The organism is Saprospira sp. CCB-QB6 (genome assembly GCF_028464065.1).
GTDB lineage: Bacteria > Bacteroidota > Bacteroidia > Chitinophagales > Saprospiraceae > Saprospira.
In genome coordinates this window covers 4,035,476-4,055,410 of sequence record NZ_CP116808.1, presented here as the reverse complement: position 1 = coordinate 4,055,410, position 19,935 = coordinate 4,035,476, and the positions used below count along the sequence as shown (strand labels likewise).

14 protein-coding genes are annotated in these 19,935 nt (G+C 46.1%); 10 read left to right on the top strand and 4 right to left on the bottom strand.

Going from position 1 to position 19,935, the window contains the following annotated elements:
• The first annotated feature begins 42 nt into the window (after window positions 1–42).
• The 9 genes from PPO43_RS15510 to PPO43_RS15470 all read left to right on the top strand — a co-directional run bounded on the left by PPO43_RS15510 (window position 43) and on the right by PPO43_RS15470 (window position 11,130).
• A complete protein-coding gene (locus PPO43_RS15510) occupies window positions 43–972 on the top strand; it encodes a glycosyltransferase (RefSeq protein WP_272619458.1) in 930 nt (309 codons plus the stop codon).
• Complete coding sequence (locus PPO43_RS15505; protein WP_272619456.1) at window positions 972–1,826, top strand: ABC transporter permease; 855 nt, start codon at window positions 972–974, stop codon at window positions 1,824–1,826. Before PPO43_RS15510 ends, PPO43_RS15505 begins: the two co-directional genes overlap by 1 nt.
• A gap of 330 nt (window positions 1,827–2,156) precedes the next feature.
• Window positions 2,157–3,443, top strand: coding sequence for an ABC transporter ATP-binding protein (locus PPO43_RS15500; RefSeq protein ID WP_272619454.1), 1,287 nt, complete (start codon window positions 2,157–2,159; stop codon window positions 3,441–3,443).
• A 12-nt stretch (window positions 3,444–3,455) separates the two neighbouring features.
• Window positions 3,456–4,625: a TDP-N-acetylfucosamine:lipid II N-acetylfucosaminyltransferase gene (locus PPO43_RS15495; protein WP_272619452.1), complete on the top strand. Its 1,170-nt coding sequence runs from the start codon at window positions 3,456–3,458 to the stop codon at window positions 4,623–4,625.
• Between the two features lies 1 nt (window position 4,626).
• Entirely contained in the window at window positions 4,627–5,592 is a 966-nt protein-coding gene (locus PPO43_RS15490; RefSeq protein WP_272619450.1) for a glycosyltransferase family 2 protein, read from the top strand.
• 5 nt (window positions 5,593–5,597) lie between these two features.
• Window positions 5,598–7,466, top strand: coding sequence for an asparagine synthase (glutamine-hydrolyzing) (asnB, locus tag PPO43_RS15485; protein ID WP_272619448.1), 1,869 nt, complete (start codon window positions 5,598–5,600; stop codon window positions 7,464–7,466).
• Between the two features lie 192 nt (window positions 7,467–7,658).
• Window positions 7,659–8,804 carry a glycosyltransferase family 4 protein gene (locus PPO43_RS15480; protein ID WP_272619446.1) on the top strand — a complete coding sequence of 382 codons (1,146 nt, stop codon included), beginning with the start codon at window positions 7,659–7,661 and terminating at the stop codon, window positions 8,802–8,804.
• Window positions 8,805–8,987: 183 nt separating this feature from the next.
• Complete coding sequence (locus PPO43_RS15475) at window positions 8,988–10,091, top strand: glycosyltransferase (protein WP_272619444.1); 1,104 nt, start codon at window positions 8,988–8,990, stop codon at window positions 10,089–10,091.
• Window positions 10,092–10,101: 10 nt separating this feature from the next.
• Window positions 10,102–11,130: a Gfo/Idh/MocA family protein gene (locus PPO43_RS15470; RefSeq protein ID WP_272619442.1), complete on the top strand. Its 1,029-nt coding sequence runs from the start codon at window positions 10,102–10,104 to the stop codon at window positions 11,128–11,130.
• A gap of 57 nt (window positions 11,131–11,187) precedes the next feature.
• On the opposite strand, the gene mnmA is transcribed toward PPO43_RS15470, so the two are convergent.
• Window positions 11,188–12,360: a tRNA 2-thiouridine(34) synthase MnmA gene (mnmA, locus tag PPO43_RS15465; protein WP_442985427.1), complete on the bottom strand. Its 1,173-nt coding sequence runs from the start codon at window positions 12,358–12,360 to the stop codon at window positions 11,188–11,190.
• 1,126 nt (window positions 12,361–13,486) lie between these two features.
• Here mnmA and PPO43_RS15460 point away from each other — a divergent pair.
• Window positions 13,487–17,215: a T9SS-dependent M36 family metallopeptidase gene (locus PPO43_RS15460; RefSeq protein WP_272619438.1), complete on the top strand. Its 3,729-nt coding sequence runs from the start codon at window positions 13,487–13,489 to the stop codon at window positions 17,213–17,215.
• A gap of 326 nt (window positions 17,216–17,541) precedes the next feature.
• Here PPO43_RS15460 and PPO43_RS15455 read toward each other — a convergent pair whose 3' ends face one another.
• From PPO43_RS15455 to PPO43_RS15445, 3 genes are all read right to left on the bottom strand, one after another.
• The gene (locus PPO43_RS15455) at window positions 17,542–18,087 is read right to left on the bottom strand and encodes a YkvA family protein (RefSeq protein ID WP_272619436.1); all 546 of its coding nucleotides are present in this window, start codon (window positions 18,085–18,087) and stop codon (window positions 17,542–17,544) included.
• Between the two features lie 5 nt (window positions 18,088–18,092).
• On the bottom strand, window positions 18,093–18,707 hold the full coding sequence (locus tag PPO43_RS15450; RefSeq protein ID WP_272619434.1) for a hypothetical protein: 615 nt from the start codon (window positions 18,705–18,707) through the stop codon (window positions 18,093–18,095).
• A 232-nt stretch (window positions 18,708–18,939) separates the two neighbouring features.
• Window positions 18,940–19,923 (bottom strand): hypothetical protein, encoded by a 984-nt coding sequence (locus tag PPO43_RS15445; RefSeq protein WP_272619432.1) that lies wholly within the window; start codon window positions 19,921–19,923, stop codon window positions 18,940–18,942.
• Between the last annotated feature and the right edge of the window lie 12 nt (window positions 19,924–19,935).

The window sequence follows — 19,935 nt, the reverse complement described above, 5'->3', positions numbered from 1 at the left end:
TCTATTTTTGCCCCAATGATTTCGAAACTCATTTAAAGCAAAATGCAAAATACCCCCTTTGTAGATGTCTGTATGATTACCTATGGCCATGAAGCTTTTTTAAGGCAAGCCATAGAAAGCATTTTAATGCAAAAAACCGATTTCCCCTTTCGTCTAGTTATTGGAGAAGATTGTAGCCCAGATAACAGCCGGGCTATTTGTGAGGAGTATGCCCAAGCTTATCCAGAGCAAGTCGTTTTGCTCCCTTCGGATAAAAACTGGGGGGCAATTCCCAATTTTGAGCGAACGATTGCGGCCTGTACCGCTCCTTATATAGCCTTTTGTGAGGGGGACGACTACTGGACGGACCCCTATAAGTTGCAAAAACAATGGAATTTGCTAGAGGCTAGCCCAAAGTCGGTACTTAGTTTTCACGAAGTTCAATTTTTAGAAGATGATGAATTCCGTCCCTTGTTGCAGCCCTTTGAAGAAGGACAAGAACTGAGCTTTTTTGAGCTTTTTGATCGCCATATCGTGCCCAATACTTCCACGGTCATGATTCGCAAGCCCAAAACGGCCCCCAAACGCTTTGCCGAGGTGTTCAATGGGGATACCCTTTACTTTTATTTTGCCCTTAATTTTGGCAAGGCGCTGTTCAGCCGAACGATTTCGCCTTCTACTTATCGCTTGCATGCAGGGGGGGTATTCTCTAGTTTGGCACAGTTTGGCCGCCGAGAGAAGGCCCTAAAAACCTACCGTATTTTGGCCCAAAACATGCAGGGCGAGGCCGAAAGACGGGCCGTTGAAGCCCTGCTGCTGCAACTTTATCGAGAATATCTTATCTTGGCCCTCAAAGAAAAAGCACTGGCTGAATACCTAAAAAAGAAATGGGCTTATTTTACCTATGCCTTTGGTTTGGGGCAATACAAGGCCCCTTGGCTTCATTTAAAAGATGTACTTTATCACCTTAGCCTTTATTTTAAAAGAAAGTAATGAAAGAAACAGAAGAAAACTGGAGCTTAGTGATTGGCCCCAAACGCTCGCTTTGGTCCCTAGATTTGGCCGAGCTTTGGCGCTATCGCGACCTGCTGCAGATGTTTGTTCGCAGAGATGTAGTGACCGTTTATAAACAAACTGTGCTGGGCCCCATCTGGTTTTTTGTGCAGCCCATTATGACCATGTTGGTTTATGTGGTCATTTTTGGCAATATTGCGGGCCTGCCCACAGATGACATCCCTCAGCCGCTCTTTTATTTATCGGGCATTATTATCTGGAATTATTTTTCAGATTGTTTTATGCAAACCTCTGATACTTTTTCGCTTAACCAAGATATGTTTGGCAAGGTCTATTTTCCTCGCCTTATTATGCCACTCTCTAAGGTGGTGGCTGGTCTTATTAAGTTTGCGATTCAGTTTATGCTCTTTATGGCCGTTTATGTCTACTTTTTTATCAAAGAGGTAGATTTGGCGCCCAATGCGGCCTTGGCTTTGGTGCCCGTTTACATCCTACTGATGGCTGCTCTGGGTTTGGGGTTTGGGCTTATTTTTACCTCGCTAACCACTAAATACCGCGACCTTAAGTTTTTGGTCCAATTTGGTGTGCAGCTATTGATGTATGCCAGTCCCATCATTTACCCCATGAGCATGATTGACCAACCCTTGCTCAAAAAGGTCATTTACTACAATCCTTTGGCCCAAGTTATTGAGGGCTTTAAATATGCTTTTTTGGGCCGTGGCGAACTGAGCTGGACAGGCTTTGCCTATGCGGCAACTTTCGCTTTTGTGGTCCTTTTTCTAGGTGTTTTTATCTTTAATAAGACGGAACGCAGTTTTATGGATACTGTTTAGGGGCTTGCGGGCTTCGCCCGCCGGGCCCCTTCAGGGCTCGCAGGTCGCTCGGCCCTTCGCCGCCTAGGGCGGCTTGGTCTGGCCCTACGGGCCACCCATTTCGGGCCCCTAAGCCGCTCATCGGAACCGATAGCTTTGGGCTGCAGGGCTAGGCGCTCCTTGGCCTAGCGATGTGAAAGGGTGGCGCAAAGCGCCAGACCCAGCAAAAAACTTGTTTTTTTGCGCAGGGCCGAGCAGGCTTGCGAGCCCTGAAACGTAGCGCCGCAAGGCGAAGCCGCAGCGGAGGCCCCAAAAAATAAAATTAACAACAATCTGCTTTAAAATACAGTCATGTCAAAAATAGCCTTAAGTGTAGAAAAGCTCTCTAAGCAATATCGTCTGGGAGAAATTGGAACAGGCACGATTTCCCATGATTTGAATCGTTGGTGGGCCAAAATGCGGGGAAAAGACGATCCCTTTTCTTTGGTGGGCCAAGAAAACGACCGCACCAAAAAGGCCGAATCTGATTTTGTTTGGGCCTTGAGAGATATCAATTTCAAGGTAGAACAGGGCGAAGTCTTGGGGATTATTGGTAAAAACGGAGCGGGAAAATCGACCTTACTCAAGCTAATTTCTAGAATTACCGCCCCTACTCAAGGTTTTATTAAAGCCAAGGGCCGAATTGCCTCTTTGTTGGAGGTAGGAACGGGCATGCATCCTGAGATGACTGCCAGAGAAAATATTTTTCTCAATGGGGCCATCATGGGAATGACAAAAAGAGAGATTCGCCGCAAATTTGATGAAATTGTAGACTTTGCTGGCTGCGCTATGTATGTAGACACGCCTGTTAAGCGCTATTCATCGGGTATGCGAGTGCGTTTGGGCTTTGCCGTTGCGGCCTTTTTAGAGCCTGAAATCTTAATCGTAGATGAGGTTTTGGCCGTAGGCGATGCCGAATTTCAGAAAAAGGCCGTGGGTAAAATGAAAGATGTGAGTAGTGGAGAAGGACGGACCGTTTTGTTTGTGAGCCATAATATGGGCAGTGTTCGGGCGCTTTGTAATAAGGGCTTAGTGCTCAAAAATGGCCAAATGCAGTTTCAAGGAACGGCGGATGCAGCAGTGCAAAACTATTTGGACAACTATGTAGAAGAAAGTCGAGAAATTGAGTGGTCCAGAGAAGAGGCGCCAGGTACGCATGAAGTCAAATTGCTTTCAGCCAAGGTGAAAAAAGCAGGGGCAAGCAGCAGCCGGGAAATGATTGAGCAAGGGGATGCCGTAGAGCTTGACTTTGTGATTGAAAAATTGACCGAAGGGGAAGAACAGGTAGATTTTACCTTTCATTTCTATGATGAAATGAACAACTTTGTGTTTATGGCCAGCTCCGCTTTGCAAAATGATATTCCTGCATCGAGAAAGGGCCTATTGCATTACAAAGCCACTATTCCTGCCAACCTTCTACATGAGGGGAATTATAGCTTAGACAAGATTTTTATCGTCAAAAATAAAGCTAGCTTACTTTACCGTCATGGGAGCAGCCTCAACTTTGAGGTGGTGCGTAGAAGCTCTGGTTTTGGGTGGCAGGGAGCCAAAGAGGGAGTAGTAAAACCAGATATCCACTGGAGTTTAGAGCAACTTTAGATAAAAAGCGAAATGGCTGAACAAAAACAAATCTTGCACTTTTGTCGAGATAGCGTCTTTCATCGAATCATCATAGATCTTTATGAGGCGGTTGCTCCTGGCCAAAATCGCTATGTTTTGGTAAAGGAAAAAGACGCCTATGTTTCTTTTAAGCTGGAGCCAGAAATGGAAAAGCTAACTAAGACAGAGGCAAAAGAGGCATTAGCCAAACATGAGGCGGTAATTTTTCACTCATTGAGTGAAAACAATCTTTGGGTGGCTGCTCAGGCTAGCCTTGGGCAAAAAGTTGTTTGGTGCAGCTGGGGAAGCGATTTGGGCGCCAACCATATTTACTGTTCTGATGAGACCATTTTGGAACCAAAATCATATCAGGCCAATCAGCAAAATAGAAGTGTTTTATTAAGAACGGTCAAAATAACGCTGTATAAGCTTTTGCATCAGTTTCCTGCCCTGCAAGCGGCTTACTTCAACCGACGGATTGCTAAAGACAAACAGCCCCTGAGAGAACAAGCATTTTCGAAAATAGATTATGTATCGACTATACTTCCCCCTGAGAGGGAAATCTTGAGCAGCCTTCCCAATTTGAATGCAGATTATCAGTGGGTAAACTATGGTGCGGTGGATATGTTCGTTGGAGATTTTTACAAAAAAGATATTCCTTTGGGCCAAGGAATGTTTGTGGGGCATGCCGCTTTTTTCACCTGCAATCATCTGGATATTTTACCCCAAATTAAAGCATTAAACTATCCGCATCCTATATTTATCCCCATGGCTTATGGCAATAAATACTGCAAAGCTGCTTTGGCCGAAGAAGCCCCCAAGCTCTTTGGCCAACAATTGATTTTGCAAAAAGAAGTGCTGCCAAAAGCCGATTATTTAAAGCAGCTCTTGGCATGCAATATTGCCGTGCTCAATACAAAGCGTCAAGAAGCTTTAGGTACGCTAATTACCGTACTCTATTTAGGGATGCACACCTATTTACATCCAGAGGGTGTGCTCTATAAGTTTTGCCTAGAACAAGGCCTCAAAGTTCACTCTACTCAAACCCTAAAAAAGGGAATGGATTTCCCAGTAGGAAACGCTAAAGAGATGGAACATAATAGAGGCCAGTTAGAAAAGATATACGGTCGGGAGGTGGTCCTCTCCAGAATAGGAAATTTAGTAAAAAAATTACAGCACTAAGATGACAAAGCCGTTACTTTCCGTAGTCCTCTCTGTCTATAACGCAGCTCCTTACTTAGAAGACTGCCTAACTGCTCTGGCTAAGCAAACTTATGAGCCTGTAGAGTTTTGGCTGGCGGATGATGGCTCCAGTGATAACAGTCGCGCTATTCTGGACCAATGGGCTGCCAAAGATAAACGCTTTAAAACAGATCATAACGATAAAAATAGAGGCAAAATAAAAACCATTAACCGTTTACTCAAAGAAAAGGCTAATGGAGAGTTTCTCTCTGTACATGATGCAGATGACTACTCGGCCCCAAATCGCTTTGAGCTGCAAATGAACTTTTTACTGGCCCATCCAGAATTTGGATTTTGTGGAACCGCCTACGAATCGATCTCAGCTAAAGGGCAACGAATTGCTGTATACCAAAAGGAAAGCGACCCCAAAATAATCAAAGCCCAGATAACGCAGCATAATCAATTTTGTGGAGCAACTATGATTTATCGAGCAAGCCTATTTCATAAAGTAGGGGGCTATCGCCATTTTTTTAATCGAATTGGCAATGAAGATTACGATTTATCTTGTCGAATGCTAGAGCTTATGCCCGCAACAAATCTACCCGATAATCTTTATGCTTACCGCCAACTCAATAACTCCTTTTCTAAAACCCTAAAGGCGGAAAATGCGGTAGGTCATAAACTAGTACAGTGGCTGGCCCAAGAACGCAAAGATAAAGGCCAAGATGCCTTGCAATTAGGCGAAGAAGAACGCGTTTTGGAGCAGTTGGAAGTGCTTTGCCAACCTTATCGCCAAACTCCCGACTTACTCTACCGAGAATATGCTGCTAGTTATATGTATCAGCATTTATATCGATCTGCATTTTTTGCTGCACTGCAAGCCATAAAAATTGCCCCCAAACATTTGATTAACTACCGAACAGCTTTTTATATCTTACGCAAAGCTAATATTAAACTCTTGAACTAATTTCTATGTGTGGTATCGCTGGACAATTTAATCGATCGGGCCAAGCTTTTTCTCCCGCTCAAAAGGAATTTATTTTTAAATCACTGGAAAGAAGAGGACCAGAAGCCCAAGGCGAAAAATCTTTTGCTCTGCCCGCTGGACAATTAGAATTCTTCCACCGCCGCTTGTCTATTATTGAACTCTCTGAAGAAGGCCGACAACCTATGCCTTCTGCTAGCGGCCGCTGCTGGATCAGCTTCAATGGAGAAATCTATAATTACCAAGCTATCCGAACAGAACTAAGTCAGGAGTACGTCAAACTCAATACGCTTAGCGATACAGAAGTCATTATGGCCGCTTACGAACAATGGGGCCTACAAACAATGCTGGATAAGATTGACGGAATGTTTGCCTTTGCCCTTTTCGACCAAAAGGAAAATAAACTTTTCTTGGTTCGCGACCGCCTAGGCAAAAAACCCCTTTATTACAGCTGGACGGGCCAAGCGCTTTATTTCTCTTCCGATATTCGCATCGTTAAGGCACAACTTCCCAATGCCCAGCTCGATCTGGCTAGCCTCGATTACTATCTCACTGAGCTGTCTAGCCCTCAACCACATACTATCTGGCAGGAAATTAAACAAATTCCGCCCGCTCAAGTTCTTCAACTTCAATTGGAAAGCGGAGAACCTCAATTGACCAGCTACTGGAGCCTGAAAAAGAAAGAAACCTTAAATATCAATTTGGAGGAGGCTTTGACCCAAACCGAAAATATGCTCCGAAAAGCTATCCGCAAACGTCTAGTAAGTGATGTCCCTATCGCTTGCTTCCTGAGCGGTGGTGTAGATTCTGGCCTCGTTACGGCCCTGATGGCCGAAGAATCTAGCCAAGCCGTGCCCAGCTTTACCATCGGCTTTGCCGAAGCGATCGACATGAACGAATTTGCCGAAGCAAAAGCCTTGGCCCAACACTATAATTGCGATCATCATGAAATTGTGGTGGAAGACCAACTCTTTGATCAATTAGAAGGATTGATGGACTATTTCGGAGAACCCTTTGCCGATGCGAGCATTTTACCCTCTTCTCTGGTCTGCCAAGCCATATCCAAGGAATATAAGGTGGCCCTATCTGGAGATGGAGGCGATGAGCTTTTTGGAGGCTATCCCGATTATGGCCTGGCTTTTCAAGCTAGCCAATTCGCCAAAAAATATCCCAAAAATCAATATCTAGTTAGCCAATTAGATAAAGTATTGGGCCGCCTAAAAGGCAAAAAGAAAAATATGGGAGCCTACTATGCTTATTTACAACTTCCTCCAGAAAAACGCCTCTTCCGACAAATGGGATTTTGGTCCAAAGAGGCCCTTTATGCCCAAAAACAGCCCCCCAGCGCTCAAGAACATCTACAGTCTATCTGGACCAATCATGCAGGCCAGGGAACTCCTGTCGATCAACTGATGCGCAGCTCCCTACAAACCCGCCTGCTCAACGATTATCTACCCAAGGTGGACCGCGCCTCGATGTACCATTCACTAGAGGTACGTTCGCCTTTTCTCGATATCGATTTGCTTAATTTCGCTTTCAGCCTACCCGATGAACTCAAGTTTCATCAAAACCAAAATAAGTTTTTACTCAAGCAATTGGCCAAAACGAAAATTGATCCCCAAATTTTAAATCGCCCCAAAAAAGGCTTTAGTATTCCCATCGGCGATTGGCTGCGCAATCAAGCCAAAAGCTGGGGTGAAGAACTACTTAACCAACTCAAAAAACGCCCTTACTTTCAAGCCAATTATCTCGATACAATTTGGACAACCCACCAAAAAGCTACAGATAATCGAGATGCACTCCGTATCTGGACTCTCCTCTGCTTCGAGCTTTGGGCACAAAAACATCTCGATTAAGTTTTTTGGGGCCTCCCTTCGCCCTTCAGGGCTCAGGGCGCTAGGTTGCGGGGCTCGCTATTCGCTCGGCCCTTCAGCGCTACGCGCTTTGGTCTGGCCTTCGGCCACCCCTCCACAGCGCTAGGCCATTTGGCCTGCGGCCAAGGCGGCACAGCCGCCTCCTTTCTAGATCCTTTGGACCATTTTACAACTATGAATATTCTTTACCTTGCCGACCCAGGCCTTATTCACGACCTTAAATGGATGCGCTTTTTCACCCCAAATCATAATTGTTTTGTGGTCTCTAGAGCTCATCATAAGCCCCATCTCCAATCTCCCCAATGGAAGCAATTTTTGGCCGAGGAGAAGGTGGAGTACTTGGGCCAAATAGAAGATTTTTCTATCCGCCACTTTTTTCGCAGCCGCCAAGAAATGAATAAATTGGCAGATTGGGTTAAAGAACATAAAATTGATCTTATCCATCTCTTTTATGCCGAACCCAACGCCCTTTGGGCCTATTTCAGAAAAAGTCTAGGCGTGAAAATGGTCCTGACAAGCCGCGGAACAGACGTTCTACAAACGATTCCCCAATTTTTTAAAGAAGGAGGCTGGAAAAATGGACTCATTCGCCATTTTTATGGCCGAGCCTTTGGCCAACTGGACCAAATTGTCTCTACCTCTTTGCGACAAGCTCAAAGTATTGAGCAACATTTTCCACAGGTCCAAAAAGAAATTGCCATCATCCGTACTGGAGTAGATGTAGCCCTATTTGAAGAGCCGCAGCCTCAAGCTTTGCCCGAGGAGCTCAAAGAAAAACAATTTGTCTTTTTCCCCAGAGCGATGCGCCCACTCTATCAACATGAATTGGCTATTGCCGCTATTGAGCTTTTACCTAAGTCTATTCTGGACCAATACCAGTTCGTTTTTGTAAATAAAGACGGAAAAGAGCAAGCTTATTTGGATAAAATTGCCCAGTTGATGCAAACAGGCCAAGCCAATTATATCTGGCTGCCCAATTTGGAGCAAAAAGCCCTTTGGCAGAGCTATAAGTCCGCTAGCTTAGTGGTAATGACCCCTAAATCAGATGGAACGCCTGTAACGGCCATAGAAGCCATGCTCAGCAAAACGCCTCTTATTTTGCCGCCCTTGGCCTACGATGAAGATCTTTTTTCGGGAACTTGCTTACAGTTTAGGGAATGGACCGCTAAATCTTTGGCCCAAGAAATTCAAAAAGCTTTGGAGCAGCCCCAAACAGAAATGATCGAAGAGGCTTATCTTCGGGCGAAGGGTTTGGCCAACCGAGAAACAGAAATGATCCGATTAGGCCGAATTTATGGACAGTTGGTCCCTAAAAACTAAGTTTGGGCTGGCGAAGCCAGCTTGGCCGCAGGCCAAATGGCCTAGCGCTGTGGAGGGGTGGCCGAAGGCCAGACCAAAGCGCGTAGCGCTGAAGGGCCGAGCGAATAGCGAGCCCCGCAACCTAGCGCCCTGAGCCCTGAAGGGCGAAGGGAGGCCCCAAAAAACAACTAGAAAAAAGCAGTTATGAATATTCTTCGAGGGAAGAGCATCTTTATTTTATCGCCTGAAGCTTGGGGCAAAAGTTTTGTTTCCAAGCATCATTATGCCAGTTTGTTGGCCCAAAAGGGCAATCGCGTTTATTTTGTGAATCCGCCTTCGGGAAAATGGGCCAAGCAAAAAGTGGCGCCTAATTTATGGGTTTTGGATTATAGCACTGCTTGGCGAAAAGGGCTGCAGCGTTGGCCCAACTTTTTGCGAAAATGGGCTAATGCCGGTTTAATTAAACGGCTGTATCAGTTGGCGGAGGCTAAGGCAGACATCATTTGGAGTTTTGATCCTTTTCGCTTTCAGGATTTGAGGCAATTTGGAGCGGATTATCGCATTTATCATCCTGTGGATCCCCATATTTGTCCGTTGGAGCAGGCGGTAATCAATTCGGCCCAAATTCTTTTTGCCAGTTCGCATAAAATCATAGAGCGCTTTGAGGCTACTGGGCCCACGCCCATGTATTTCATCAATCATGGTTTGGCACAGCATTTTTTGGCTGCGGCGCCCGAAGTAGATTTTTCGCCTCGATCGGAACGCTTGAAAGTGGGCTATGTAGGCAACTTGAACTATCCTTTTTTGGATGAGCGGGCTTTGTTGAGCATTGTGAAGCAGCAGGGAGAAGTAGATTTTTATTTTATTGGACCTTATGAAAAAGGGAATTTGTCGGGCACTGAGCGCAAATCATTGATTGCGCAATTGATGGAGCTGGACAACTGTTTTTTATTGGGCCCCAAACCCTCGGCAGAGCTGCCCGCTTATTTGGACCATTTCGATTTGTTTTTGATGAGTTATGAGGGGGATAAGAATCCTGCAGCTATGGCCAATCCGCATAAGATTTTAGAGTATTTGAGTCGGGGGAAAGCCGTTGTTAGCCATTTTATAGATGAGTATAAGGAGCGAAAGGATTGGGTCTATATGGTGGAAGATAATGCAGATTTGCCCGCTAAATTTGCTTGGGCTTTGGGGCATTTGACTGAGATCAATAGCGAGCAGTTGCAAGCGGAGCGCAAAGCCTATGCGCAGGCTAATAGTTATTTGGCACAATTGCATCGGATAGATGCTTATTTGCAAGAAATTTAAGGGAATAGAGATGTCAGAAAAGATAAAATTTGCCGTTGTGGGCCTTGGTTTTGTGGGCAAGCGGCATTTAGCGATGATTCAACAGCAGAGCGAGGCAGAAGCTTGTGCGCTTTGCGATATTCGGCCCAAATCGGAGCTCAATTTACCAGATTGGGCGGAAGAACTACCATTTTATAGCAGTTTGTCGGAGCTATTGGCCCAAGAAAAGTCGGTCTCTGTGCTCTGCATTTGCACGCCTAATGGTTGTCATGCCGAGCAGGGGCTCTTGGGCTTAGAAGCAGGAAAAGAAGTAGTGATTGAAAAGCCTATGGCGCTCAATAAAGTAGATTGCGAGGCCCTAATTTATAAATCCTTGCAAATGTCCAAACAGATATTTGTAGTGATGCAAAACCGTTATTCGCCGCCTGCCAAATGGCTTAAGCAACTGCTATTGGAGCAGCGTTTGGGGGCCATTCAATTGGTGCAGATCAATTGTTATTGGAACCGAGATGAGCGCTATTATCGGCCCAATGGCCAAGCGCATGCATGGAAGGGCCAAGCGGCAGCCGATGGGGGAACCTTATTTACGCAGTTCTCTCATTTTGTGGATATGATGTACTGGCTTTTTGGCGACATTAAAAATATATCGGCTCGCTTTGCTGATTTTCAGCATCAAGAAATGACCGATTTTGAGGATTCGGGTTTGGTTCAGTTTGATTTTGTCAATGGGGGAATGGGCTGCATCAATTATTCTACAGCTGTTTACCGACAAAATATGGAGAGCAGTTTGACCGTCATTGGGGCCAAGGGCAGCCTAAAAATTGGTGGCCAATATATGAATGAGGTAGAGTATTGCGAGATCGAAGATTATGAAATGCCTGAGCTGCCACCTGCCAATCCACCAAATGATTATGGGCACTATAAAGGCTCTGCAGCTAATCACTCTTATGTGATTGAGAATGTAGTGGACGTATTGAAGGGGAGGAAGATTATCAGCACCAATGCCTTAGAAGGACTTAAAGTGGTAGAAATTATTGAGAAGATTTATGCCTTGAAATAAATAAGTGAACAAAAAAAACGGCTTGATAATCAAATGATTATCAAGCCGTTTTTGGGTTTATTGAATCACTCCAGAAAAGACCAATTCATCGCCTAAATAAGCTGCCGCAAACTGCCCAGGTGTAATCCCTCTTTGGGGTTGCTCAAACAAGAAATATAAACCTTCTTCTCGAGCAATCAACTGTGCTTTCTGCAAGGCTTGGCGATAGCGAATGCGCGCCATAACGCTCATTTCTTCCCCAGCTTTCAAGGCTAAATCTGGACGCAACCAATGGGCTTCCGCAGCAGGCACAAATAAGGCTGGGCGATACAAGCCTGGATGTTCTTTGCCTTGGCCCACATAAACAATATTTTTCTCAGTATCAGTATGCAAAACGAAAAGTGGCGCTTTAAATCCACCTAATTGCAAACCTTTGCGCTGACCAACAGTAAAAAAATGCGCTCCAGCTTGTTCGCCCACAACCTTGCCCAATTCGGGAGAAAAAGGGTAGGGGCGCGCCAAATCAGCTAGCTCAGTGGCTGTCCTTTGAAAAATGGGAGCATCCGCCGCTATTTCAATGGCTTGGCCCGTTTTGGGCGCCAATTGCTGTTGTAAAAATACAGGCAGCTTGATTTTTCCCACAAAACAAAGTCCCTGAGAATCTTTTTTCTCTGCAGTAATCAAGCCCTGCTCTTTGGCAATTTCCCGAACCTCAGATTTCTGCAAATGCCCAATAGGGAAGAGGGCCTTGGCCAATTGCTCCTGAGATAATTGACAAAGAAAATAACTTTGGTCCTTGTTCGGGTCCGCCCCAGCTTTCAACTGATGATAAAGCTGCCCATCTTTTTCAATACTCGTTTTTTGGCAATAATGACCCGTCGCCACATAATCTGCACCAAGCTCCAAAGCCTTTTCCAAAAAGACATCAAATTTGATTTCTCGGTTGCAAAGTACATCGGGATTAGGCGTGCGGCCCGCCTCATATTCCGCAAACATATAATTGACAATCCGCTCTTTATATTCCTCGCTCAAGTCAACTACCTGAAAGGGAATACCCAATTCCTGAGCCACCAAAAGTGCATCATTGCTATCCTCAATCCAAGGACATTCATTTTCCTCAATTACCGAATCGTCATTCCAATTTCGCATGAAAAGACCAATCACTTCATAACCTTGCTCCAAAAGGAGATAGGCCGTTACACTTGAATCTACACCGCCTGAAAGGCCGACAACTACTCGTTTTCCGTTCATTTTTTCCAACTGATTTCTGAGCTAAAAATACGCTCATTGCTAAGCAGCCGCAAATATACGGCACTAAATAGTGGATTTAACGATTAAAGGGCCTAAATGTTTGTTTAAAGCTTGCTAATCAACACTTTAAAGTTGTAAAAACCTGTAATTCAGTCTTTTATATTGAATGATGTGAAAATCATCCATAAAATAACAACAAGAGCCAAAAGCAAAGGAATTTCTCAGGGGATGAGCCCTCCAGCGTCTTGAAGCGGCTCAGGAGGATCAACTTGCTCCAAAATCAATGGGCCATAACAAAAGACATTGCCTGAAAGTAAGTGGCAAACCTAAAATGACATCCGCAGCAATAATCAGCCTAAAGCGAGCACAAAAGCCCAAAACAAATTTTATTGGCCCAAATAAATCCCTCAATACAGCAACCTAGACTGCTCGAAATAACAAGCAAAATCCCTCAAAGCCCGATACACAGGGCCTCTCTCCCTTTTTTAAGCCCATATTGCCCCATAATTTATATTATGTTAAATAGATTTACTCAAAACACCCCTATCGACAACTATTTGGCGTATTTTTCCAATTCTTCTTTACTATTTAATTTGGGGCTGTCCCCAAGGCCTGCGGCCTTGGGTCGGGCTATGTCGCAGCTCGCTACTACTTGCTTCGCTGCGTCGGCTCCCGTTGGTCGGGTCGCTCGGCCTTTCGCCAGCAAGCTGGCTCAGTCTGGCCTTCGGCCACTGCCTACTATCCCTCAGCCTGCGGCCCTTCGGGCCTGCAAAATCGTTAATTGGACCAAAGGTGCCGCAGCCGCTCCATTTTAGTCTCCCCTCTCCCGCTGAGCGGCTTAGTGATGCGCAGCAGGGCCGCCGAAGGCGGCAGACCCAGCGGGCAAAGCCCGCGCAGGGCCGAGCAGACTTGCGAGCTGCGGAGCGTAACGCCAGCGAGCAAAAGCGAGCTGGAAGCCCCAAATTAAATAACTAGATGTAAAACAATCAATTACAATTGATTACTAAAGTCAGCTTAGACCAAATATTTTTTCAAATAATGGCAGTTTTCCAGCTTTAATTTTGATTTTAAAGCCAAAAAACTGAATCTTTGCCCAATTATTACTCACCTTTTCGACTCATTTTTTATGCAAAAGAACCTTCCACTCAAATTTTTAGGGATCTGGCTACTTTGCTCACTTAGTTTTGGCCAACTATGGGCCCAAACACCCCATGAGCAAATCCAAGAAATCCTTCACCAACAACAAAAGCAGCTTGGTCTCAATGCTGCAGATCTGGCCGAATGGACCATTTATGATCGCCACCAAAGCAAACAAACTGGAGTCGAGCATATTTACATTCGCCAGATGCACCAAGGCATCGAGGTCCAAAATGCTGTAATTAACCTCAATATTAAAGATGGGCAACTTGTCAGTCTGGGCAATCGCTTTGAAGCCAATCTGGCCGCTAGAATTGAGGGTCAACAGCCTTCTATTAGCCCTTACCAAGCTATTTTAAAGGCTGTAGATGCACTTTATTTACCCCCAGTCCAAAACCTAGAAGAGCTGGAAAATAGCGCAACAAACAGCTATTTATTCAGCCCTGCAGGCATTTCCCTAAACGAGATTCCCGTAAAACTTTGCTATCAAGCTGGTCCAGAAGGAGAAATTCGACTGGCTTGGGATCTAAGCATTCATCAAACCAATAAACAACATTGGTGGTCGCTTCGCATTGATGCCCAAAACGGAAAACTTTTGGCCCAAGAAGACTGGGTAAAGCACTGTAGCTTTGCCGATCACGCCTTTGGCCGTTGTAATCGTCCAAACAGTCCGCATCTTCCCACAGTAACTGGAAACTTGTCGAATAATGCCCTACCCGCTCAATATCGCGTATTCGCAGAGCCTGTAGAAAGTCCCAACCACGGTAGCCGCAGCCTAGAGATTGATCCCTCAGATGCTACGGCCTCTCCCCTTGGTTGGCATGACACAGATGGGCAAGCTGGTGCAGAATATACGATCACTAGAGGAAATAATGTGCATGCTTATGAAGATCGGGCCGCAGTCGACCAGCCAGGCTACTCTCCAGATGGCGGAAGCGCACTTGATTTTGACTTCCCCCTCAATATGAACCAACAGGCAGCAGCCTACCAAGATGCCGCTATTACTAACCTTTTCTACTGGAATAACCTCACTCACGATGTTTGGTACCACTATGGGTTTGATGAGGCTAGCGGAAACTTCCAAGAGAACAACTACGGCCGTGGCGGCTTAGCCAATGACTACGTTTTTGCCGAAGCGCAAGATGGTGGAGGAACCAATAATGCTAATTTTAGTACCCCTCCAGATGGGAGTAACCCGACTATGCAAATGTTCCTATGGTCCAATGGCAGCGGAGCATCTAGCCCTTTAGATGTAAATAGTCCTGCTAGCATTGCTGGAACTTATACCGCATCAGAAGCTACCTTTGGCCCCGGCCTTCCGGCTACGCCCATTACAGCAGACCTTGCCCTCGCCGATGATGCTACTGCTCCAGACCCTAATGATGCTTGTGATCCTTTGGTTAATGCGGCTAGCCTTAGCGGAAAGATTGCAGTAATTTACCGCGGGACTTGCTCTTTTGTCTCTAAGGTACAAGCTGCTGAAGCAGCCGGAGCACTAGCCGTTATCATCATCAATAATGTTTCTGGTGCCGCTATTACCATGGGAGGAACAGGTACAACCAATATTCCTAGTATTATGCTCACAGATATTGATGGAGCCGCTATTGTTAGCGCTATGGCTAACGGCACCGTCAATGCAAGTATTGGTAACTTTTCATCCAATTTCGACAAGGATGGAGATTTTGACAATGGTATTATTGCTCACGAATATGGACACGGCATTTCTATCCGCTTGACAGGTGGAGCTTCTAATTCAGGTTGCCTGAGCAATGCAGAGCAAATGGGCGAAGGTTGGTCAGATTACTTTGGCCTGATGATGACGATTGAGCCTGGCGACCAAGCCACGGATGTTCGTGGAGTAGGTACTTTTGCCACGGGCCAGTCAACAACCGCAACAGGAATTCGACCCGCACCCTATACCACAGATATGACGATCAATAGCTATACTTATGGCGATGTTAATAACACTAGCCTCTCTGAACCCCATGGTGTAGGTTTCGTTTGGGCAACTATGCTTTGGGACCTTAACTGGGCACTTATCGACCAATACGGCTACGATGCCAATCTACATAATGGTACTGCTGGGAATAATATGGCCATGAACCTAGTGATCAACGGCATTAAGCTCCAACCCTGTAGCCCTGGTTTTGTCGATGGCCGTGATGCCATTCTTCAAGCCGATCAATTACTCTATGGCGGCGCCAACCAATGCCTAATTTGGGAAGTTTTTGCCCGCCGTGGCCTAGGCGCTAGCGCCGATCAAGGAAGTAGCAATAACCGCTCGGACCAAGTAGAAGCTTTCGATTTGCCCAATAGCTGCTTGACCCCAGTTACTGCCCCTACCGCTAACTTCAATAGTCTTCTGCTTTCTGCTTGTGGCACCCAAGTTAACTTTGAGGACCAATCTACTGATGTTCCCCAACAATGGTTCTGGGATTTTGGCGATGGCAATACGGATACGATCCCCAACCCCAGCCATAACTATAGTGCTAATGGAAGCTACAACGTGGTACTTATAGTAAGTAATAGCCTAGGGAGCGATACGATGAATGCCAATGTGACCATCAATATCCCCGCAGCACCTACCGCTGCTAATCAAACGATTTGCCCTGGTAGTACTAATATTAGCGCCAATACAACAAGCAATAACGTAATTTGGTACGATGCACAAGGCACAGCCTTAGATACCACGATTACTTTTACTACTCCAAACCTAAGTAGCAATACCAGTTTCCAAATGGAAGGGGTAACCTTCTACCCCAGAAGCTTGGTCGGAATTGATTCCGCTGGCGCTCAAGGGAATGGAGGCTACCACAATACAGGCTTCACTGGAACCCAAAACTTTGAGGCCTTTAAGCCCTTGGTGATTGTTTCCGCGTGGATCGATGCAGGAAGTGCAGGCCCCCGTACCATCTTTCTATGGGATGGCAATGATGGCAGCGGAAATATTGTAGATCAAGTAACCATTAACGCAGTGGCTGGCCCACAAAGAGTAGATCTCGGCCTAGAAGTGCCTGGCCCTGGCAACTACAGTTTAGGCGGAACCTCTATTGACCTTTTCCGCAACAATGCCGGAGCCAATTATCCCTACCTTGTTCCTGGCCTACTCTCTATCAATAGCTCTTCTGCCACTACTGGACCTCTCGACTTCTGGTACTATGTCTATGACTGGGAGGTAGAAGAAGCCCCCTGCCGATCTCCTCTAGGAACGGTCAGCATCAATGTAAATAATGGTGCCCTATTTAGCTATAGCGCTAGCGATTTGGACCTGAGCTTTACCGACCAATCCGCTAATGCTTCTAGCTGGAGCTGGGACTTTGGCGATGGCAATAGCTCGACGCTACAAAATCCTACGCATAGCTATACCCTCCCAGGTACTTACACTATTACCCTAATGGTGGATGGTAACACGAGCTGTACTTACAGCGAAACAATTACAGTGACGGAAAGTAGCATCCAAAACTTGGCCGATGGCAATAGCATGCAGCTTCAACCTAACCCCGCTACTACCTCAACACTATTGAGCTTTAGCCAAGCGCTCCAAAATTCACAACAATTGGAGCTGATTAGCTTGGACGGACGGGTATTGAAGACCTGGACCCTAAACGCTGGACAAATTAGCTTGCAAATTGAACTAAACCAACTGCCTCCAGCGGTCTATCTTCTTCGATTGACGGACCAAAAGGGCAGTCATAGCCTCCGCTTAATGGTGAAATAGAACAATTATCTATTTCAATGACTCTATCAGAGCCCCTAACTGTTTGTTTAGGGGCTTTTTTTGGGGCTTCCCCTCGCCCTCAAGGGCTCAGGGCGCTGGCTTGCAGGGCTCGCAGTTCTGCTCGGCCCTTCGCTGCCCCAAGGGCAGCTCGGTCTGGCCCTACGGGCCACCCTTACAGCCAGCTAAGCCTTCAGCCTACGGCTGTGGCGGCTGCGCCGCCTCTTGGTCCAAAAAATATGGGGCAGCGCTTAATTAAGCGCTGCCCCATTCTTATGCACTTCACTAAAGAAATAAACTTTTCCTTACTTCAGCTTTTACCTTAGTTGCTAGTTTTCTTTGCTCCCCTCATCCTCTTGCTCAATGGGATGAGGATCTATCTCTATTTGTATCTTCTGTGCATCTTCCCAAGCTTGAAAGTCTTCTAACTCCTGCTTGTAGTTCTTGATGAGCCAAAGAATTAAGGCAATATCATCCACCAAACCAATGACCAAGAAATCGGGAATAAAATCAAGGGGAGCCACAAAGTAAAGCAAGGCCGCCACAGAAAGAACTACCCCCTGCAAAGAAACGCCTTTATACTCTCCCTTGGCATAGGCCCGAACCATTCTGAATAATAACTGAAATTGCTCCAAAACATCTTCTCCCAATTCTCGCGCACTATCATAACGCTGCAAACGCTCCGCCGACTGCTTGAGCAGTTGCAATAAAGCCAATGGTTTATTGAGGAAACGATAGGCCGATTTGACAAATATCTTGTATAGCCAGGTCTCCGAAATCAATAGGCCCTTATCTTCTAAAGGCTCATCTCCCTCCGCAAATTCTTTCATGGCAGGAGTCAATTTCTTCTCTTCTTCTTTAGGTTCTTCTTGCATAGTATTTAATTGCTATAGGTTGCTTCAATAAGTTGGTTCTCTGCTAGGCTGCTCGCTAGATCAGCCTTTGTTTTTTGCCAAAGCAAGTTTCGGCTTTTTTGTTCCCAAAGTTTGAGATTTGGTCCAAAATCTTTCAACTTCCAGCTCTTGGCATAGGGCGCATAGGCTTGTTGGAAAAGACCAAAAAGGCGCTCCTTTTCGGCTGGGGGCAATTGACGGTCCGCTAGGCGGTCTCGCAAGAGGTTAAGTTGTTCTTGCCGCTGATTGATGACCCACTGCAAAAGTTCTCGCTTCTCATTTTGGTTGGGCAGACTAGCGGACCAAAGTCCTAGCTGCTTGAGGTCCAACATGATGATTTCTATGGGCGGTTCCTGGACCAATTGCTCATAACAATGGTTCCAATCTATCAGATCTGCTTGCAAATAGCTGTTGAGCAATTGCTTTTGGGCCAACTGCGCCTGCAAAGCCTGCTTTTCGGCCCGCAGCGTCGCCAACTCGGCCTGCTGCTGCGCACAGAGGCTGCGCAATTCTTTTTTGCGCATTTTCTCTAAGGGCTTGGCTTGCCCCCAAAGACTAACAAAAGATAGGGAAAAAAAGAAGATAAATACAAACCGCAGCATAAGATAAAAAGAGCTTTAACGCATTGAAGTAAAGATGGAATGGAAGATGATGCTACTCCTTCTGAGGCGGCTTTGCCGCCTATTAGGCGCAAAGCGCCTCGGCCCAGCGCTGCGCAGGGGTGGCCGCAGGCCAGACCCAGCTGCCGAAGGCCGCGCAGGGCCGAGCGAGCAGCGAGCCCCGCAGCATAGCGGCGGCCGCCCCAAATTGAAGGGCGGCCGCGGGCCCCAAAGCTTAGTCTCGAATCAAAACCATTTTAAGTTCATTCATTTCGAGTAGCATTTCTTTATTGTTCCAGTATAAAACTTTCCAGCCCTCATTGCCTGCGCTGGTTGCAAACTGAATAACATCGCCTGTATCACTGAGGCCCCAAGCCCCTTTCTCTGTACTTTCCTTACCCACAAAAAAGACCAGCTCCCCATCTTGGCGGAACTCAAAGGAGGGGTAGTTGAGCTGCTCTGGCCCCTGACCAGAGATTTCTACGATCCGCCAACGTCCCAACAGCTTTTGCATATCAGAAGGCAAGATCGGGCGGCTGTAACGACTAAAACGAAGTCTTGCCCCATTGGGGTCTTTAAACTCCATATTATCCTTATCGACCTGCAGTAAGGACCAACTTTCTGTCTGCTCAGGAGTATTGAGGTCAATTAAGGTCACAATTCTCTCCCGTCTAGGGCCCATCCGCCAAAAAATGCTATCTTTTTCTACGCCCGCATCAATAAATAAGCGACCATAGGCCGACAGCTGCAAACTTACCGAGCTTTGGTTCTGTGCAGGAATATCATTTACAGCCGATAGTAGCCATTCGCCTACCAAATCAGAAGCATAGGCCTTGACGAACTCTCCATCTGCAGGGGGAGGCATAGCCGAAAGGGTCAATAGCTTCTGACTCGTCTCTTCTCTTAGGACCAACAAACGCATAGGAACAAAGGCCATTAGGGTCCATGTTTCTGTGCTATCGGTCTCCACAATAAATTGCCGCTCAGGATGATTCCAAGCCCAACTGCCGCCCTTTTGGTCTTCTCCATTGACCAATAACAACTGATTGCCGTCAAAATGAATGTAGATATTGGCTCCCTCAGGCAAAGGCTGATTATCAATCTGCTTGAGTTGCCAGTAGCCCTCAAAGCTATTTTCTATTCCGACCATATAGGGCTGGGCCTGCAAGCTAAGGCCCAAAAAGAGGGCGAAGATAAGGGGCAAGGAAAAAAAGCGCATAATAAATTAGTT

What these genes read in the sequence shown, in the direction of transcription:
- PPO43_RS15490 (WP_272619450.1), top strand. Translation starts at nt 4,627, where the DNA reads ATGACAAAGCCGTTACTTTCCGTAGTCCTCTCTGTCTATAACGCAGCT.
- PPO43_RS15500 (WP_272619454.1), top strand. Translation starts at nt 2,157, where the DNA reads ATGTCAAAAATAGCCTTAAGTGTAGAAAAGCTCTCTAAGCAATATCGT.
- PPO43_RS15445 (WP_272619432.1), bottom strand. Translation starts at nt 19,923, where the DNA reads ATGCGCTTTTTTTCCTTGCCCCTTATCTTCGCCCTCTTTTTGGGCCTT.
- PPO43_RS15470 (WP_272619442.1), top strand. Translation starts at nt 10,102, where the DNA reads ATGTCAGAAAAGATAAAATTTGCCGTTGTGGGCCTTGGTTTTGTGGGC.
- asnB (WP_272619448.1), top strand. Translation starts at nt 5,598, where the DNA reads ATGTGTGGTATCGCTGGACAATTTAATCGATCGGGCCAAGCTTTTTCT.
- PPO43_RS15480 (WP_272619446.1), top strand. Translation starts at nt 7,659, where the DNA reads ATGAATATTCTTTACCTTGCCGACCCAGGCCTTATTCACGACCTTAAA.
- mnmA (WP_442985427.1), bottom strand. Translation starts at nt 12,360, where the DNA reads ATGAACGGAAAACGAGTAGTTGTCGGCCTTTCAGGCGGTGTAGATTCA.
- PPO43_RS15510 (WP_272619458.1), top strand. Translation starts at nt 43, where the DNA reads ATGCAAAATACCCCCTTTGTAGATGTCTGTATGATTACCTATGGCCAT.
- PPO43_RS15460 (WP_272619438.1), top strand. Translation starts at nt 13,487, where the DNA reads ATGCAAAAGAACCTTCCACTCAAATTTTTAGGGATCTGGCTACTTTGC.
- PPO43_RS15495 (WP_272619452.1), top strand. Translation starts at nt 3,456, where the DNA reads ATGGCTGAACAAAAACAAATCTTGCACTTTTGTCGAGATAGCGTCTTT.
- PPO43_RS15475 (WP_272619444.1), top strand. Translation starts at nt 8,988, where the DNA reads ATGAATATTCTTCGAGGGAAGAGCATCTTTATTTTATCGCCTGAAGCT.
- PPO43_RS15450 (WP_272619434.1), bottom strand. Translation starts at nt 18,707, where the DNA reads ATGCTGCGGTTTGTATTTATCTTCTTTTTTTCCCTATCTTTTGTTAGT.
- PPO43_RS15505 (WP_272619456.1), top strand. Translation starts at nt 972, where the DNA reads ATGAAAGAAACAGAAGAAAACTGGAGCTTAGTGATTGGCCCCAAACGC.
- PPO43_RS15455 (WP_272619436.1), bottom strand. Translation starts at nt 18,087, where the DNA reads ATGCAAGAAGAACCTAAAGAAGAAGAGAAGAAATTGACTCCTGCCATG.